The organism is Pseudomonas sp. NBRC 111123, from assembly GCF_001320205.1.
Classification (GTDB): Bacteria; Pseudomonadota; Gammaproteobacteria; order Pseudomonadales; family Pseudomonadaceae; genus Aquipseudomonas; species Aquipseudomonas putida_J.
Map to the genome: position 1 here is coordinate 96,260 of NZ_BCAZ01000013.1, position 17,463 is coordinate 113,722.

Genomic DNA, 17,463 nt, shown 5'->3' on the forward strand with positions numbered 1-17,463 from the left:
TCACTCCGAGGTGTGCGCAGGCCGCAAGGCGTCCTGCGAGAAAAAGCGCCGGTGCGTGGTGACCGGCATGCGCGCCCGGATGGACGCCTGTTCATCAATGTCGCGCTCGGCAAGCAATACCGCTTCGCCTTGCGCCTGTTCAGCGACGATCCGCCCCCACGGGTCGATGATCGCCGCATGCCCGTGGGTTTCCCGCGGGCCTGGATGTGTTCCGCCCTGAGCCGCTGCCAGTACGTAGCACTGGGTCTCGATGGCCCGGGCACGGATCAGCACTTCCCAATGCGCTGCTCCTGTGACCGCAGTAAAGGCGGCCGGTGCCGTGATCAGTTCCGCGCCTGCGCTGCGCAAGGCGCTGTACAGCTCGGGGAAGCGCAGGTCGTAACACACGCTGAGCCCCAGGCGCCCCACTGGCGTATCGGCCACCACCACCTGGGCACCATGGGCATAATCATCAGACTCGCGATAGCGGCCACGGTTGTCGGCCACATCCACGTCGAACAGATGCAGCTTGTCGTAGCGCGCTACCACTTCGCCGTGTTCGTCGACGAGCAGCGAACAGGCATGCGCCTTGGCTTCAGGCTGGCCTTGCGGTGGCAAGGGCAAGGTACCGGCAACCACCCATAACCTGAGGTCGCGTGCAGTACGTTTCAACCATGGCAGGATCGGGCCGTCGCCCAAGGCTTCGGCGCGGCCGATGGCGGCGGCATCCTTGCGCCCCATTGCCGCGAAGTTTTCCGGCAAAACCGCCAGCCGCGCACCGCCCAAGGCCGCCTGTTCGAGCAGGGCGCCGGCACGTTGCAGGTTGGCCAGCACATCGTCCTGGCTGACCATCTGGATGACCGCTGCCTTCATGGGCACTCCCGAAGTTACTTATCGAATGGTTTCACAAAGGTGATTTTAGGCTCTTTCACCGGCCCCTCGACGCGATAGTGGACGCTGGCGAAACGCGACACCCGGTCACCAATCAACCGGTCGACCAGGAACAGCGCACCACCGACCGCTGGCGCACCGACGATCAGCGCAGCCAGTGGCAGGTTGTTGGTGACCGGCAGGGTCACCTGGAGGTTGGCAGCGACCCGATCGCGCACCAGGTCCAGGGTGCCGTCGAGTTCGAAGTTGCTCGACGGCCCGGTCACTGTGATCGGCTCGCGGGTTACGTATACGCCATTGCTGGCCACCAGCAGGCCCTTGACCCGGTCGTAGGCCAGCCCCTTGTCGAACAGGTCGGAGAAGTCCAGGCGCAGGCGCCGGCCGATCGAGTTGAAGTTGAGCAGGCCAAATACACGCAGGGCCTGGGCGCCACCTTCCACTTCGACAAACTGGCCGCTGCGCAAGGCAGCATCCATGCTGCCAGAGAAGTGCTTGAGGCCGACCCAGGCCGGCGAACCAGGCCAACGGCCGTCGACATCCAGGCGGAAATCGCGACTGGTCACCGTCGGGGCGAAGCCCCAGGCCTTGAGCACATCGGCGAGGTTCTTGCCATCGAGCCGGCCTTTGTACCAACTGCTGGTAGCCCCGGTTTCGCCTTCCCAACCGCCACTGCCATCGACATGCAGGCCTTTGAAATCGAGGTCGATGTCCTGTGCTGCCACACCCCGTGCGGTCGGGCGAAGTTTCAGCGCGGCATTTCCGAACAGCTCGTCGCCGCGGTACAGCTTGTCAATGCTCAGGTCCAGGGCCGGCACCTTGCGCGGGTCGAAGGAGGCCAACGGATCGGGACCTTCTTCCGACTGTGTTTCAGCCGGGTCGGCAGGCGGCAGGCGCAGGGTCTGCAGGCGCACCGTCATTGGCGCAGCCTTGGCATCGGGCACGCGTGCGTTGCCGATGACTTCCCTGCTGTCCAGGCGCAGATCCCAGGCCGAGCCGCCACGGGCCAGGCGCACCACGGCCTGGTTCAGGGCCATGCCGAAGGCTTTCAGCTGGCCGATGCTCAAGTCGACACTCTGCAGGTTCTGCCGGGCATTGCCACCGGGGTCGTCACCGGCAAAACGTGCGGCCTGCTCCTGCCAAGGCCCCAGGTCCAGGCTTTCCAGCCGCCCTTTCACCCGCAACCCCTGGCCCGCTGGCAATTGTGCCTGGCCAGGGCCGAGCAGCAACTCGCCGCGGCCCTGGCCCAGCTTGTCGGCCGGCGCGGCGTAGGCGAAACGGGCCAAATCAGCGTAAGACGCATCAAAACGCCGCTCAGGCCCTTGCAGGCTCATGCTGAAACGGCTGTCACGGGTTTCCCCCGCCGCCTTGCCGAATGGCGCCGGCAGGTCGATGGCCAGGCCCTTGAGCGTAGAGCTGACATTCAAGCTGTTATCGCGGCTGCCCAGATTGACCTGCAACTGGTACGGGATATCGCCAACGGCGGGCAAGGTCTGCTTGAACTGCAGCCAGTCGGTCAGGGACTTCAGCGAAGCCTGGCCGCTGGCATTGATGCGCGTCTGCATCTGCCCCGGCTGGCCGTCGGCGCTGATCTGCGCAGTGACCGGTTTGCCGAACACCTGCAGGCTGATGTTCTTGCCGCTCAGCCCCTTGTCGAGATCGAAGCTGAAGTCGCCCTTCAGACGCGTCAGGTCCAGGCTAGGCGGAGCTATCTTCAGGTGTGCATCGGCAGTGGCGAAGTCCACCAGCACTTTCGGCTGCTCGCCGTGGGCCAGGGGAACGTCGAGCTTTAATTTGCCCTTGAGGGGCCCCTCGCCGTCCCAGCCGGCAAAGATCTCGCCAGTGCCGATCGGTGCTTCCTTGAGAATTTTCAGACCATCGCCAAGGCTGCCGTCGAAATCACCGTCCAGGTACAGGTGACTGTGCTGGCCGTTGTCGACATGGGGAATGTTCACACTGACGTCGCTGACCTTGGTGTCGAGCAGCAGGCCCGTGCGTGCCTTGATGCGTACGCCGCTGTCCTCGATCAGTACATCGCCATCCACTTGCTGCACCTGCGGCCAGCCTGGCTGGAAGTCCAGCGCGGCATCGTGAACCTTGAAGAACAGGCTGATGCTGCGAGCCTCCGGTGTGGCGCTGTGGTTCAACGAGCCCTGGTACTGGAAGTAGCCCTGGTCGACGTTACCTTTGACGATAGCGCTGCGCAGCCACTCGTCGAGTGCCGGGCTCAGCACTTCGGGCAGGTACTTGGCGGTGTAGCGGCCATCGCCTTCGGTCAGGCCGACGCGTAGGTCCATGTAGCTTTCGGCGCCTTCGTCGAACAGCAGGCGAATCAGGAAATCGCCAGCAATCTTGCCTTCTTCGCCCAGCACCTTGAGGTAGGGGGCGATGAGGGTGAAGCCGTGTTGGTCGAGCGTCCACGTCAGCCGCGCATTGGCCTTCTGGTACTGCCAGGGTTTGGCGAAGATCGGATACAGATGCAGCATGAACGCGTCCGTATCCAGGCGCAATTCGCCATGCCCGAGGTCGCCACTGATACTGCCACTCACATTGCCGGCCGCCGGTGCGCCGTGATAGGCGTCGAAACCGACCTTCTCCAGGTTGGCGGCGAACTGCAGTCGCTGGTCGCCCTCGGCTTTTGGCCGTGCTTCCAGGCGAACGTTGCGCAGCGCCCCGGTGACCTTCAGCGCATCGACCACGGTCATGAGCTTGTCCGGCAAGGGGGCCAGTGCGTTGATCACTGGGGTCAACGGGGTGAGGTCAAGGCGGTCGGCCTGAACTTGCCAGGTTTCACCCGCCGGGTCATCACCCTGGCGCTGCTTCACTTGCAGGTGCGATTCCCAGCGTGCCTTGCCGATACTCGCGGCGAGTGAGTCCACCACCACATCGAAGCCCTCATCGCGGCGCTGGAACCACGCAGCCAGGGCGAGATTATCCAAAGCCGCAGCCTTGCGCTCAGCGTAGGCTCCTCGCAATTGTGGGGCATTGAGGCGGACTACCGCCTGCTGCAACTGGCCTTTGCGCCAGTCGACCCAGAATTCACCACCGGCCTTCAGCGCTTCAGCCCGCCACTGGCCCAGCACCCGAGGCGGCAACCATCGCGCCCAGTCGCTTTGTGGCAGGCTCAGGTAGGCCTCGACTTCACCGTCGCGCCAGTCTTTGGCGGTTGCCCGGCTGCGCAGGCTGACCGCCAGCGGCTGGCCGTCGGGCAAGGTCGCATGCAGGTCCAGGGCCTGACGCGATGCACCCGCCTGCAAACCGACGCTGACATAGGTGAGGGTCAGCGGGTCACGCTGCCAGGGCTGCAGGGTTACCTGGCTGTCGAACACATCGATGCGGCCCAATTGGCGCAGACGCTGCAACACTTCGGCGGGGTCCAGCGGCGCATCGTCCTTTTTCGGCAGCCCTTCAAGGGCCCAGCCACCCTGCTCGTCTTCCCGCAAAATCAGCTGCAGGCCGCTGAGCTCGATGCGCGCCAGGCGAACTTCACGGGCGGTCAGGCTGGCCCAGAGGTCGGGCACCACCTTGACCTCATCCAGGCGCAAGGCCGATGCGCCTTCACCCAGTTGCAGGTCGCGTACGCGCAATAACGGCGCCAGGCCACTCCAACGTCCTTCCAGGGCCCCAACATGCACAGGCAGGCCCAGTGCCTGTTCAGCTTTGCTTTCGACGTCGGCACGGTATTCGGCCACCAGTGGCACCAGTTCGCGGCCAAGGCTGACGTACAACGCCACCAGCACAGCGAGCAAGGCGCAGATGCCCAGCCCCCAGCGGGTCAAGGCAACAAGAACGCGGTTCAGACGTCCCATGGCCATGGCCCTCCAGGTCGTTTATCCATGATGGCCCGACGAGCCGAATTTGCCAGCCAGTACCTTCTTGGGTGGGTATCAGAATGCCTCAGAGCAGCACCACATCATATTGTTCCTGCGAATACATCGACTCGACCTGGAAGCGAATGGTTCGGCCAATGAAGGCCTCCAGTTCGGCAACGTTGCCGGACTCCTCGTCCAGCAGGCGATCGACCACTTTCTGGTTGGCCAGCACACGGTAACCTTCAGCTTGGTAGGCACGGGCCTCGCGGAGGATTTCGCGGAAGATCTCGTAACAGATGGTTTCCGGGGTTTTCAGCTTGCCGCGGCCCTGGCAGGCGACGCAGGGTTCGCAGAGCACTTGTTCAAGGCTTTCACGGGTGCGTTTGCGGGTCATCTGCACCAGGCCCAGCTCAGTGATGCCAATGATGTTGGTCTTGGCGTGATCGCGTTCCAGCTGCTTTTCCAGGGTCCGCAGCACCTGGCGCTGGTGTTCTTCGTCTTCCATGTCGATGAAGTCGATGATGATGATCCCGCCGATGTTGCGAAGGCGCAGCTGCCGGGCGATTGCCGTGGCGGCTTCGAGGTTGGTCTTGAAGATGGTTTCTTCGAGGTTGCGGTGGCCGACAAATGCCCCCGTGTTGACGTCGATGGTGGTCATCGCCTCGGCCGGGTCGACCACCAGGTAGCCACCGGACTTAAGCGGTACCTTGCGCTCCAGGGCGCGCTGGATTTCGTCCTCGACCCCATAAAGGTCGAAAATTGGCCTCTCCCCAGGGTAGTGCTCCAGGCGATCGGCGATTTCCGGCATCAGTTCGGCGACAAACTGCGTGGTTTTCTGGAAGGTTTCCCGCGAGTCGATGCGGATCTTCTCGATCTTCGGGTTGACCAGGTCGCGCAGCGTACGCAGGGCCAGGCCAAGGTCTTCATAAATGACTGTCGGCGCGCCGCAGGTCTGGATCTGGCTGCCAATCTGCTCCCACAGGCGTCGCAGGTAGCGGATGTCCTGGAGGATTTCTTCGGCCCGCGCGCCCTCGGCAGCGGTACGCAGAATGAAGCCACCGGCGTCCTTGATGTTCTCGCTGTCCATGCAGTCGCTGACCACCTGCTTGAGGCGTTCGCGTTCGGCTTCGTCTTCGATCTTCAGCGAGATGCCGACATGGCTGCTGCGTGGCATGTACACCAGGTAACGGGAGGGAATCGACAGCTGCGTGGTCAGACGTGCGCCCTTGGTTCCGATCGGGTCCTTGGTCACCTGCACCACCAGGGCCTGGCCCTCATGCACCAGTGCGGTGATGTTCTCCACTGCCGAGCCTTCGCGCTGGGAGATTTCCGACGCATGGATGAACGCCGCGCGCTCCAGGCCGATGTCGACAAACGCCGCCTGCATGCCCGGCAGCACTCGCACCACCTTGCCCTTGTAGATATTGCCGACGATGCCGCGGCGCTGGGTGCGCTCCACATGCACTTCCTGCAGCACCCCGTTTTCCACCACCGCCACACGCGACTCCATCGGCGTGATGTTGATCAGGATCTCTTCACTCATGGCAGGCTCTCGTCAAAGGTCTTCGGTAATGATGGATCGCGCGTGTCAGGCTGGCTACCGCTGGTTTGTTACCTCAGGCAAAAGCGCCGGTACCTGCCAGCAGGCGATACCGAACCGGGTGAGCAGGGTGGCCGTTTCGCACAATGGCAGGCCGACCACGGCCGAGTAACTGCCTTCGAGGCCGGTGACGAACACCGCACCCAGGCCCTGAATGGCGTAGCCGCCCGCCTTGTCCAAGGGTTCGCCACTGGCCCAATAGCGCTCGGCTTCTGCGGCATCGACAGGACGAAAATGCACGGTGCTACTGACACACAGGCTTTCACAACGCTGGCCATCGCTCAAAGCCACGGCCGTCAGCACCTGGTGCGCGCGCCCGGCCAGGTCCGCCAGCATGGTCAGTGCATGTTCACGGTTTTCTGGCTTGCCGAGAATACGACCATCGAGCACCACCGCCGTATCGGCGCCAAGCGCCACGGCAGGGCCTTGAAGCGTGGCCAGGCCGGCTTCGGCCTTGGCCCGGGCCAGGCGCTCGACGTAGGCTTCGGCGGTTTCACCCGCTAACGGGGTTTCATCGATGGGCGCACTGACAACCGTGAACGGCACGCCGATCTGGGCGAGCAGTTCACGCCGGCGTGGCGAGCCGGAGGCGAGGTAGAGGGGTTTCATTCAGACATCTCCCTGTCAGTGATGGCAGCGCCGTCAGTTGATATGCAAACGTCGGCGCAGGTCGCGCAGGGCGAAACTGATCCATGGCCAGAGCAAGGCACTGATCACGGCTGACCAGACCAGCGCCAGGGTTGGCAGGCGATTGCCAGTGAGCGCGCTGAGCCACAGCTGGATCAGCTGGGCGATACCGAAGATCACCAGGATCACCAAGCTCTGCTGCCACAGCGGGAACATGCGCAGGCGCTGCTGTAGCGACAGCACAAGGAACGTGATCAGGGTCAGGATGAATGCGTTCTGCCCCAGCAAGGTGCCGTACAGCACATCCTCGGCCAGGCCAAGTACGAAGGCGGTAGTCATGCCCACCTTGCTGGGCACGTTCAAGGTCCAGAACGACACCAGCATTGCCAGCCACATGGGCCGGAACACTTCGAGGAACTGCGGCATGGGAGAAACGCTGAGCAGCAGGCCAATGGCAAACGTCAGCCAGATGACCCAACCGTGATTACGGCGCGACTTGGCCATCATTGCCTCCGTGAATGGGCAGATGCCGCAGGCGCGGCGGCTGGGCTGGCAGGCGCTGCAGCCGGGGCCGCAGGTGCCTGACCCGCAGCTGCCGGAGCAGCCGGCTGCGCCGGGGTCGGGGCCGCGGCCGGGTGCTCGGCATTGGCAGCGGGTTGGCCAGTACCTTTGCGATCGGCTTCTTCCTGGGCAATCGCTGCGTCGGTGGCGCGCTGTTCCGGGCTTCGACGGTCACTGAACACCAGCAGCATGTAACGGCTGCGGTTGAGCGCGGCAGTAGGTATGGCGCGGACGATGGCGAACGGCTGGCCAGAATCGTGGATCACTTCATTGACCGTGGCCACCGGGTAACCGGCAGGGAAGCGTTGACCCATGCCGGAACTCACCAGCAGGTCGCCTTCCTTGATGTCGGCGGTGTCGGCGACGTGGCGCAGTTCAAGGCGTTCCGGGTTGCCGGTGCCGCTGGCGATGGCACGCAGGCCATTGCGGTTGACCTGCACCGGAATGCTGTGGGTCGTGTCGGTCAGCAGCAGGACGCGCGAGGTATACGGCATCAGCTCGACCACCTGCCCCATCAGGCCGCGGGCATCGAGCACCGGCTGGCCGAGGAACACGCCATCACGCTCGCCCTTGTTGATCAGGATGCGGTGGGTGAAAGGGTTGGGGTCGACACCGATCAGCTCGGCCACCTCGACCTTTTCGTTGACCAGCGCCGAGGAATTGAGCAGCTCGCGCAGGCGCACGTTCTGCTCGGTCAGGGCCGCCAGCTTCTGCAGGCGCCCCTGCAGCAGCAGGGCTTCGGTCTTGAGTTTTTCGTTTTCGGCGATCAGCTCGGTGCGGCTGCCGAACTGGCCGGCCACGCCTTGCCACATGCGCTGCGGCAGGTCGGTGATCCAGTACGATTCCATGAGCACCAGGCCCATCTGGCTACGCACCGGCTTGAGCACGTCGAAACGCGCGTCGACAACCATCAACGCGACCGACAGCACCACCAGTACCAGCAGGCGAACGCCCAGCGAAGGGCCCTTGGAGAAAAGCGGTTTAATGGGCCGTTCCTCGTGGACGACTCAGGAGGTCATTGGACATGGGACAACGCACCAGCCTGGTTGCGGGTTGACGGAAACGACGCCCGAATGGACGCCAGCCCTGCGCATACAGGTAGCACTGCGCGTGCTACCTGTAAACCGGGCGCTCTATCGCTGCGGGGATCACTCGCTGGAGAGCAGGTCCATCGCGTGCTTGTCCATCATCTCCAGGGCGCGACCGCCGCCACGGGCGACGCAGGTCAGCGGGTCTTCGGCGACGATCACCGGCAGGCCGGTTTCCTGGGCCAGCAGCTTGTCGAGGTCACGCAGCAATGCGCCACCACCGGTCAGCACCAGGCCGCGCTCGGCGATGTCGGAGGCCAGCTCCGGCGGCGACTGCTCCAGGGCGCTCTTGACCGCCTGGACGATGGTAGCCAGGGATTCCTGCAGGGCTTCCAGGACTTCGTTGGAGTTCAGGGTGAAGGCGCGAGGCACGCCCTCGGCCAGGTTACGGCCGCGCACGTCGACTTCGCGTACTTCGCCACCCGGGTAGGCGGTGCCGATTTCCTGTTTGATGCGCTCGGCGGTGGATTCGCCGATCAGGCTGCCGTAGTTGCGGCGCACGTAGGTGACGATGGCTTCGTCGAAGCGGTCGCCGCCAACACGAACGGACTCGGCATACACCACACCGTTCAGCGAGATCAGTGCGATTTCGGTGGTACCACCACCGATATCGACAACCATCGAGCCACGGGCTTCTTCGACCGGCAGGCCGGCGCCGATGGCAGCGGCCATTGGCTCTTCGATCAGGAACACTTCCCGGGCACCGGCGCCCAGGGCCGACTCGCGAATGGCGCGGCGCTCTACCTGGGTCGACTTGCACGGCACGCAGATCAGCACGCGAGGGCTGGGCTGCAGGAAGCTGTTTTCGTGAACCTTGTTGATGAAGTACTGCAACATTTTTTCACAAACGCTGAAGTCGGCGATGACGCCGTCCTTCATCGGACGAATGGCAGCAATGTTACCTGGCGTACGGCCCAGCATGCGCTTGGCTTCGGTACCGACGGCGACGACGCTTTTCTGGTTGCCGTGGGTACGGATGGCAACAACCGAGGGCTCATTCAGGACGATACCGCGCTCACGCACGTAAATAAGGGTGTTGGCAGTCCCCAGGTCGATGGAAAGATCGCTGGAAAACATGCCACGCAGTTTCTTGAACATGGGAAAGTGACCCTGGGGAAAGCGTGGGTAAAAAAGTGCGGCAAACTCTAACAATGGCAGGGATTTTGGGCAAGGAGCCAATATGTTAAATTGGCTGTTTTTCCGAGCACGCCAGCAGATGATCGCGGCCGTTAGACCGCCAAAATGCTGACATGTTCCTCACCGCGGACCCTATTCCGTTCTTTGTTTCCCCTGGAGATCACCATGGCGCTTGAACGCAGCGACGTGGAAAAGATCGCCCATCTGGCCCGCCTGGGCCTGAATGACGGCGAACTGCCACGCATTACTGACGCCCTGAACAGCATTCTCGGCCTGGTCGACCAGATGCAAGCGGTCGATACCAACGGCATCGAGCCCCTGGCCCACCCCCTGGAGGCCAGCCAGCGCCTGCGTCCCGACCAGGTCACCGAAAGCAACCAGCGCGAGGCCTACCAGGCCATCGCACCATCGACCGAAAGCGGTCTGTACCTGGTTCCGAAAGTCATCGAGTAAGGGATAGAGCCTGCCATGCATGAATTGACCCTGGCCGAGATCGCTCGCGGACTCGCCGACAAGTCGTTTTCCTCCGAAGAGCTGACCGGCGCCTTGCTGGCGCGCGTCAAGCAGATCGACCCACAGATCAACAGCTTCATCAGCGTCACCGAAGCGCTGGCCCTGGGCCAGGCGCGTGCCGCCGACGCCCGTCGCGCCGCTGGCGAGACCGGTGCGCTGCTGGGTGCGCCGATCGCCCACAAGGACCTGTTCTGCACCCTCGGCGTACGCACCAGTTGCGGCTCCAAGATGCTCGACAACTTCAAGGCGCCGTATGACGCCACCGTGGTCGCCAAGCTGGCCGAAGCCGGCATGGTCACCCTGGGCAAGACCAACATGGACGAATTCGCCATGGGTTCGGCCAACGAATCCAGCCACTACGGCGCGGTGAAGAACCCGTGGAACCTCGAGCACGTCCCAGGCGGCTCGTCCGGTGGTTCGGCCGCGGCCGTTGCCGCGCGCCTGCTGCCGGCCACCACCGGCACCGACACCGGCGGCTCGATCCGCCAGCCGGCGGCACTGACCAACCTCACCGGCCTCAAGCCGACGTACGGTCGCGTGTCGCGCTGGGGCATGATCGCCTACGCCTCCAGCCTCGACCAGGGTGGCCCGCTGGCGCGTACCGCCGAAGACTGCGCCCTGCTGCTGCAAGGCATGGCCGGCTTCGACGCCAAGGACTCCACCAGCATCGATGAGCCGGTTCCGGACTACAGCGCCGGCCTTAATGGCTCGCTGCAGGGCCTGCGCATCGGCCTGCCGAAGGAGTACTTCGGTGCCGGCCTCGACCCGCGCATCGCCGAACTGGTCCAGGCCAGCGTCAAGGAACTGGAAACGCTCGGCGCGGTGGTCAAGGAAATCAGCCTGCCGAACATGCAGCACGCCATTCCGGCGTACTACGTGATCGCCCCGGCCGAAGCCTCGTCCAACCTGTCGCGTTTCGACGGCGTGCGCTTCGGCTACCGCTGCGAAGCGCCGAAAGACCTGACCGACCTGTACAAGCGCTCCCGTGGCGAAGGCTTCGGCGCAGAAGTGCAGCGCCGCATCATGGTCGGCACCTACGCCCTGTCGGCCGGCTACTATGATGCCTACTACGTCAAGGCGCAGCAGATTCGCCGCCTGATCAAGAACGACTTCATGGCCGCCTTCAACGATGTCGACCTGATTCTCGGCCCGACCACGCCGAACCCGGCCTGGAAACTTGGCGCCAAGAGCAGCGACCCGGTCGCCGCCTACCTGGAAGACGTCTACACCATCACCGCCAACCTGGCGGGCCTGCCGGGCCTGTCGATGCCAGCCGGCTTCGTCGATGGCCTGCCGGTCGGCGTGCAGCTGCTGGCCCCGTACTTCCAGGAAGGCCGCCTGCTCAACGTCGCGCACCGTTACCAGCAAGTCACCGACTGGCACACCCGCGCCCCTAACGGCTTCTGAGGAATTCACACATGCAATGGGAAGTTGTGATCGGGCTGGAGATTCATACCCAGCTGGCCACCCAGTCGAAGATCTTCTCCGGCAGCGCCACCACCTTCGGCTCCGAGCCGAACACCCAGGCCAGCCTGGTCGACCTGGGGATGCCCGGCGTCCTGCCGGTGCTGAACCAGGAAGCCGTGCGCATGGCCTGCATGTTCGGCCTGGCAATCGATGCCGAGATCGGCAAGCGCAACGTGTTCGCGCGCAAGAACTACTTCTACCCCGACCTGCCCAAGGGTTACCAGATCAGCCAGATGGACCTGCCGATCGTCGGCAAGGGCCACCTGGACATCGCCCTCGAAGACGGCACCATCAAGCGCATTGGCGTCACCCGCGCGCACCTGGAAGAAGATGCTGGCAAGAGCTTGCACGAAGACTTCAGCGGCTCCACCGGCATCGACCTGAACCGTGCCGGCACGCCACTGCTGGAAATCGTCTCCGAGCCGGACATGCGCAGCGCCAAGGAAGCCGTGGCGTACGTCAAGGCGATCCACGCACTGGTGCGCTACCTGGGTATCTGTGACGGCAACATGGCCGAAGGCTCGCTGCGCTGCGACTGCAACGTGTCGATCCGCCCGAAAGGCCAGGCCGAGTTCGGCACCCGCTGCGAGATCAAGAACGTCAACTCGTTCCGCTTCATCGAGCGCGCGATCAACAGCGAGATCCAGCGCCAGATCGACCTGATCGAGGACGGCGGCAAGGTGGTGCAGGAAACTCGCCTGTACGACCCGAACAAGGACGAGACCCGCTCCATGCGCAGCAAGGAGGAAGCCAACGACTACCGTTACTTCCCCGACCCGGACCTGCTGCCGGTGGTGATCGAGGACAGCTTCCTCGAAACCGTCCGCGCCGGCCTGCCGGAGCTGCCGCCACAGAAAGTCGAGCGCTTCCAGAGCCAGTACGGCCTGTCGGCCTACGACGCCAACGTGCTGGCTTCCAGCCGCGAGCAGGCGGACTACTTCGAAGAAGTGGTCAAGATCGGTGGCGACGCCAAACTGGCCGCCAACTGGGTAATGGTCGAGCTGGGCAGCCTGCTGAACAAGCTGGGCATCGAGATCGACCAGGCGCCGGTCAGCGCCGCGCACCTGGGCGGCATGCTGCTGCGCATTCGCGACAACACCATCAGCGGCAAGATCGCCAAGACCGTGTTCGAGGCCATGGCCGCCGGTGAAGGCGATGCCGACAGCATCATCTCCAGCCGCGGCCTCAAGCAGGTCACCGACACCGGTGCGATCGACAAGATGCTCGACGAGATGCTCGCCGCCAATGCCGAGCAGGTCGAACAGTACCGCGCCGCCGACGAGGCCAAGCGCGGCAAGATGTTCGGCTTCTTCGTTGGCCAGGCGATGAAGGCCTCCAAAGGCAAGGCCAACCCGGGGCAGGTGAACCAATTGCTCAAGGCCAAGCTCGAAGGGTGAGCTGAAAACGCGGCGAGGGCCTTGCCCTCGATCGCGGATGAATCCGCTCCTACAAGGCATCGCGACACGCGTGTAGGAGCGGATTCATCCGCGATGGGCCGCACAGCGGCCCCACTAGCAGCACCGGAGCATCCGAATTGCTAAAACGATCCCTGACCACCCTCGCCCTCTTCTCTGCCCTGGCCGGCTGCGCCAGCCATGACATCGACCCCCGCGGTTACAATGAAACCGGAACCGCGTCCTACTACGGCTCACGCCACCACGGCAAACGCACCGCCAGCGGCGAACCGTTCAACCAGCACGGCCTCACCGCCGCCCACCGCAGCCTGCCTTTTGGCAGCCGGGTGCTGGTCACCAACCTGGCAAACGACCGCAGCGTGGTAGTGCGCATCAACGACCGAGGCCCGCATACCCGCGGCCGGCTGATCGACCTGTCACGTGCCGCAGCAGAAAAAATCGGCATGCTCCGTAGCGGAACGGCGCGCGTCCGGGTACAAGGTCTGAGCGACTGAGCTGACACCCGTCCTGACTGGAGCCCCACCATTTTCGACCTCGCCACCCTCCCAACCTTCAGCCTGCTGCAAATGGGCGTCGCCCTGCTGCTGCTGATCGCCGGCGCCGAACTGCTGGTGCGCGCGGCGCTGCGCCTGGCCGGGCGGCTGCGCGTACGGCCATTGATCATCGGTCTGAGCCTGGTGGCCTTCGGCAGTACTGCACCGCAGCTGACCGTGAGCCTGCAGGCCGCCTACCAGGGTGCGCCCGACGTGGCCGTGGGCAGCGTAATCGGTAGCAACATCTTCAATGTGCTGGTCATCCTCGGCCTGGCGGCACTGATCATCCCGTTGCGGGTTTCACGCCAGCTGGTGCGCCTGGACATCCCGCTGATGATTGCCGCCAGCGGCCTGGTCTATGCGCTCTGTGCCAACGGCCACCTGGGCCGGGCCGAAGGGTTGCTGCTGTTGCTTGCCCTGACGGGCTACCTGGCCATGTTGTGGCATCAATCGCGCAACTATGCCCGCACCTATCCGGCGCCGAATGCCGGGGCGGCCAGTGCCGGGCGCTTCTGGTCCGGGACGCTGCTGCAGGTGCTGTTCGGCCTCGGCCTGCTGAGCCTGGCTGGGCACCTGCTGCTGGAAGCAGCCATCGAAGTGGCGACCGACCTGGGCCTGTCCGAACGGGTCATCGGCCTGACCGTGGTCGCGGTATGTACATCCCTGCCTGAGCTTGCCGCCGCGCTGATCGCCGCCATTCGAGGTGAGCGGGAGATTGCAGTCGGCACAGTGGTCGGCAGCAACCTGTTCAACCTGCTCGCAGTACTCGGCCTGACCGCGCTGATTACCCCCGAGCCACTGACCATCTCACCCAATGCACTGGCCTTCGACTTGCCAGTGATGCTTGGCGTCGCCGCGCTGAGCTTGCCGGTGTTCTATTCCGGTTATCGCATCACCCGCGCCGAGGGGCTGATGTTCCTCTGCCTGTACCTGGTCTACGCCCTGCATGTGGCGGCCTTTACCATGGGCATGCCACTGGCTGGCCGCCTGGAGCGGTTGATGCTGTTCTACGTTCTGCCGGTGCTGGGTGTGGTGTTGCTCTATACCACTGTGCGTGCCTGGCGGCGGCAGCATTGATGGAGTGATACCCGCAGGTGCATGCCTTGGGCCTTGTGTCGCCTGTGAGACCGAGCGCCGCCCGCGCGGCGCATCGCGGATGAATCCGCCCCTACATCTGTTGCAACGTGGCCATGCCTGTCAGGCCATGGTTGTCAGCCTGCTTGCAAGACTCACGACATGCGCCAAGGCGGGCAACCATGGCGTAACAGGTTCGGTACGTTGCAACAGATGTAGGAGCGGATTCATCCGCGATGCGCCGCGCGGGCGGCGCTCGATCTCACAGGCAATACAAATCTAACGACGAACCTGGCGAGATTTCTTAAGTTTGAAGGCCACCCACAACACCGCAATCCACCCCGGAATCAGCATCACCGAGATGCGAATCGGCGGAGTCAGGTACATCACCACCAGAATCAGCACGATGAACGCAAGGCACAGGTAGTTGGTCAGCGGGTGCCCCCAGCTCTGGTAGAACGGGGTAATCCCCGCCGCCAGTTTGGCCTTGCGGAACTTAAGATGGGTAATGCTGATACTGGCCCAGTTGATCACCAACGCCGACACCGCCAGGGCCATCAGCAGGCCGAACGCTTCACCGGGCATCAGGTAGTTGATCAGCACGCACATGCCGGTCGCAAAGGCCGAAACGCCCAACGCCGTCAGTGGCACGCCGCTGCGGCTGACCTTGAGCAACTGACGCGGTGCATCACCTTGGCTGGCCAGGCCGAACAGCATGCGGCTGTTGGCGTACACGCAGCTGTTGTACACCGACAGCGCCGCGGTCAGTACCACGATGTTGAGGATGGTCGCCACCAGGTCGCTGTCCAGTTCGTGGAAGATCATCACGAACGGGCTGCCGCCCTGCACCACGTTCTGCCAGGGGTACAGCGACAGCAGCACGGCCAGGGCGCCGATGTAGAAGATCAGGATGCGGTAGACCACCTGGTTGGTCGCCTTGGGGATGCTCTGGCGCGGATTGTCGGCTTCGGCAGCGGTGATACCGACCAGCTCCAGGCCACCGAACGAGAACATGATCACCGCCAGCGCCATCACCAGCCCGGTCACGCCATTGGGGAAGAACCCGCCGTATTGCCACAGGTTCGCCACGCTGGCATCCGGGCCACCGTGACCGCTGGCCAGCAGCCAGGCACCGAAGCCGATCATGCTGACGATTGCCACCACCTTGACCAGGGCGAACCAGAACTCCATCTCGCCGTAGACCCTCACCTGGGTCAGGTTGATCAGGTTGATCGCCACGAAGAAGATCGCCGCGGTGGCCCAGGTCGGAAACTCTGGCCACCAGTACTGCACATAGATACCCACGGCGGTGAGTTCGGCCATGCCGACCAGCACGTACACCACCCAGTAGTTCCAGCCCGAGACGAACCCGGCGAACTCGCTCCAGTATTGGTGGGCGAAGTGGCTGAAGCTGCCGGCGACCGGTTCCTCGACCACCATCTCACCCAATTGGCGCATGATGAAGAAGGCCATCAGGCCGGCGATGGCGTAGCCCAGCAAAACGGAGGGGCCGGCCAGCTGGATGGTCTGGGCAATGCCCAGAAACAGCCCGGTGCCAACGGCACCACCCAGCGCGATCAGCTGGATATGGCGATTCTTCAGCCCGCGCTTCAACTGCTCGGGCGTGCTCTGGTCTTGCATGAAGTGTCCTTTGGCTCAGTGAGGCAGTGTTGTTGCTGTTGTTTTGCAGTCAAGGATCTAGATCCATCCGCCCCACTGCAAGATGAAAATACCAATATTGGTGGTGATCGCAGCCATTAGCGTGGTGATCACGATGATCGACGCCGCCAATTCATGGTTGCCGTTGGCTGCACGAGCCATGACATAACTGGCTGCCGCCGTCGGGCTGCCGATGTACAGGAACAGGATACCCAGTTCGGCACCACGGAAGCCGCACAGCCAGGCACCCAGCGTGCCGATCAGCGGCAGCCAGACCATCTTCACCAGGCTGGCATCGACGGCCAGCTTGCCGCTGTCGCGCAGCGCCGCCAGTGACAGGGTGCCGCCAATGCAGATCAGCGCCAGCGGCAGGGTCATCTGCGCCAGGTAGTCGCCCGAGGTCAGCAGCCAGTTGGGCAGCGGTACCTGGCCGTAGGCCATCGGCGTGGCCACCAGCACGCTGATGATCAGCGGGTTGCTGAAGATGCTCTTGCAAATGCTCCAGGGGTCGGACTTCAGGTCCGGGCTGTACACCGCCAGCACCACCGACGACAGCGAGTTGTACATGAGGATCACCAGGCCGGCGAGCACCGCCCCCAGGGAAATGCCGTAATCGCCATAGAGGCTGGCGGCCAGGGCCAGGCCGATCACACCGTTGTTGCCGCGAAACGCACCCTGGGTGTAGATGCCCCGGTCGGCCAACGGGCTTCGCCAGATGGCCATGCCCCAGGAGACTGCGAAGCCGACCAGGGTGGCGGCAACGAAGTAGAGGATGACCTTGGGCTGCACCGCCGTGGCCAGGTCGGCATGGTAGATGCCGAGGAACAGCAACGCGGGCATGCAGACGTTGAACACCAACTGCGAGGCGACGCGGTTGAAGTTGTCGTCGATCAGGTGGATGCGTTTGAGCAGCACGCCCATGAACAGCATGGCGAAGACGGGCGCCGTGATGTTCAGCGTCTGGATGAGAAGGGCGAGCATGCGCAAGCAGTCCTGATGGGGGTTGCCGTTAGGCGGCTAATGATACGCCAACGCGTCAGGAAATGCGGGGATCGTGGTGGACTACAAAGAACTTTCTAACTGTGCCGGCCTCTTCGCGAGTAAACCCGC

The 17,463-nt window shown here is 63.7% G+C and carries 14 protein-coding genes; 5 read left to right on the forward strand and 9 right to left on the reverse strand.

Features of this window, described 5'->3' with window-relative positions:
• The 7 genes from APH27_RS09510 to mreB form a co-directional block, all read right to left on the reverse strand.
• Entirely contained in the window at positions 1-852 is an 852-nt protein-coding gene (locus APH27_RS09510; protein WP_060484657.1) for a carbon-nitrogen hydrolase family protein, read from the reverse strand.
• A gap of 14 nt (positions 853-866) precedes the next feature.
• Entirely contained in the window at positions 867-4,682 is a 3,816-nt protein-coding gene (locus APH27_RS09515; RefSeq protein ID WP_060484658.1) for a YhdP family protein, read from the reverse strand.
• Between the two features lie 82 nt (positions 4,683-4,764).
• The gene (gene rng / locus APH27_RS09520) at positions 4,765-6,222 is read right to left on the reverse strand and encodes a ribonuclease G (RefSeq protein ID WP_027920229.1); all 1,458 of its coding nucleotides are present in this window, start codon (positions 6,220-6,222) and stop codon (positions 4,765-4,767) included.
• Between the two features lie 54 nt (positions 6,223-6,276).
• The gene (locus APH27_RS09525; protein ID WP_060484659.1) at positions 6,277-6,888 is read right to left on the reverse strand and encodes a nucleoside triphosphate pyrophosphatase; all 612 of its coding nucleotides are present in this window, start codon (positions 6,886-6,888) and stop codon (positions 6,277-6,279) included.
• A gap of 33 nt (positions 6,889-6,921) precedes the next feature.
• Positions 6,922-7,410, reverse strand: coding sequence for a rod shape-determining protein MreD (gene mreD / locus APH27_RS09530; protein ID WP_027920231.1), 489 nt, complete (start codon positions 7,408-7,410; stop codon positions 6,922-6,924).
• Positions 7,410-8,423, reverse strand: coding sequence for a rod shape-determining protein MreC (mreC, locus tag APH27_RS09535; protein WP_371262705.1), 1,014 nt, complete (start codon positions 8,421-8,423; stop codon positions 7,410-7,412). The genes mreD and mreC overlap by 1 nt, the downstream gene beginning before the upstream one ends.
• A 192-nt stretch (positions 8,424-8,615) precedes the next feature.
• Positions 8,616-9,653 (reverse strand): rod shape-determining protein MreB, encoded by a 1,038-nt coding sequence (gene mreB / locus APH27_RS09540; RefSeq protein WP_003255163.1) that lies wholly within the window; start codon positions 9,651-9,653, stop codon positions 8,616-8,618.
• A 204-nt stretch (positions 9,654-9,857) separates the two neighbouring features.
• Here mreB and gatC point away from each other — a divergent pair, with 204 nt between their 5' ends.
• The 5 genes from gatC to APH27_RS09565 all read left to right on the forward strand — a co-directional run bounded on the left by gatC (position 9,858) and on the right by APH27_RS09565 (position 14,697).
• Positions 9,858-10,145 carry an Asp-tRNA(Asn)/Glu-tRNA(Gln) amidotransferase subunit GatC gene (gatC, locus tag APH27_RS09545; RefSeq protein ID WP_027920233.1) on the forward strand — a complete coding sequence of 96 codons (288 nt, stop codon included), beginning with the start codon at positions 9,858-9,860 and terminating at the stop codon, positions 10,143-10,145.
• A gap of 15 nt (positions 10,146-10,160) precedes the next feature.
• Entirely contained in the window at positions 10,161-11,612 is a 1,452-nt protein-coding gene (gene gatA / locus APH27_RS09550) for an Asp-tRNA(Asn)/Glu-tRNA(Gln) amidotransferase subunit GatA (RefSeq protein WP_060484660.1), read from the forward strand.
• Positions 11,613-11,623: 11 nt separating this feature from the next.
• Complete coding sequence (gene gatB, locus APH27_RS09555) at positions 11,624-13,069, forward strand: Asp-tRNA(Asn)/Glu-tRNA(Gln) amidotransferase subunit GatB (RefSeq protein ID WP_027920235.1); 1,446 nt, start codon at positions 11,624-11,626, stop codon at positions 13,067-13,069.
• A gap of 137 nt (positions 13,070-13,206) precedes the next feature.
• Positions 13,207-13,581, forward strand: coding sequence for a septal ring lytic transglycosylase RlpA family protein (locus APH27_RS09560; protein ID WP_027920236.1), 375 nt, complete (start codon positions 13,207-13,209; stop codon positions 13,579-13,581).
• A gap of 72 nt (positions 13,582-13,653) precedes the next feature.
• A complete protein-coding gene (locus tag APH27_RS09565; RefSeq protein ID WP_060484661.1) occupies positions 13,654-14,697 on the forward strand; it encodes a calcium/sodium antiporter in 1,044 nt (347 codons plus the stop codon).
• A gap of 276 nt (positions 14,698-14,973) precedes the next feature.
• Here the strand turns inward: APH27_RS09565 and APH27_RS09570 are convergent, their stop codons facing one another.
• Together APH27_RS09570 and APH27_RS09575 are read right to left on the reverse strand one after the other, a co-directional pair.
• Positions 14,974-16,335: an amino acid permease gene (locus tag APH27_RS09570; RefSeq protein ID WP_060484662.1), complete on the reverse strand. Its 1,362-nt coding sequence runs from the start codon at positions 16,333-16,335 to the stop codon at positions 14,974-14,976.
• A gap of 57 nt (positions 16,336-16,392) precedes the next feature.
• Entirely contained in the window at positions 16,393-17,334 is a 942-nt protein-coding gene (locus APH27_RS09575) for an AEC family transporter (RefSeq protein WP_027920239.1), read from the reverse strand.
• Positions 17,335-17,463: the final 129 nt, after the last annotated feature.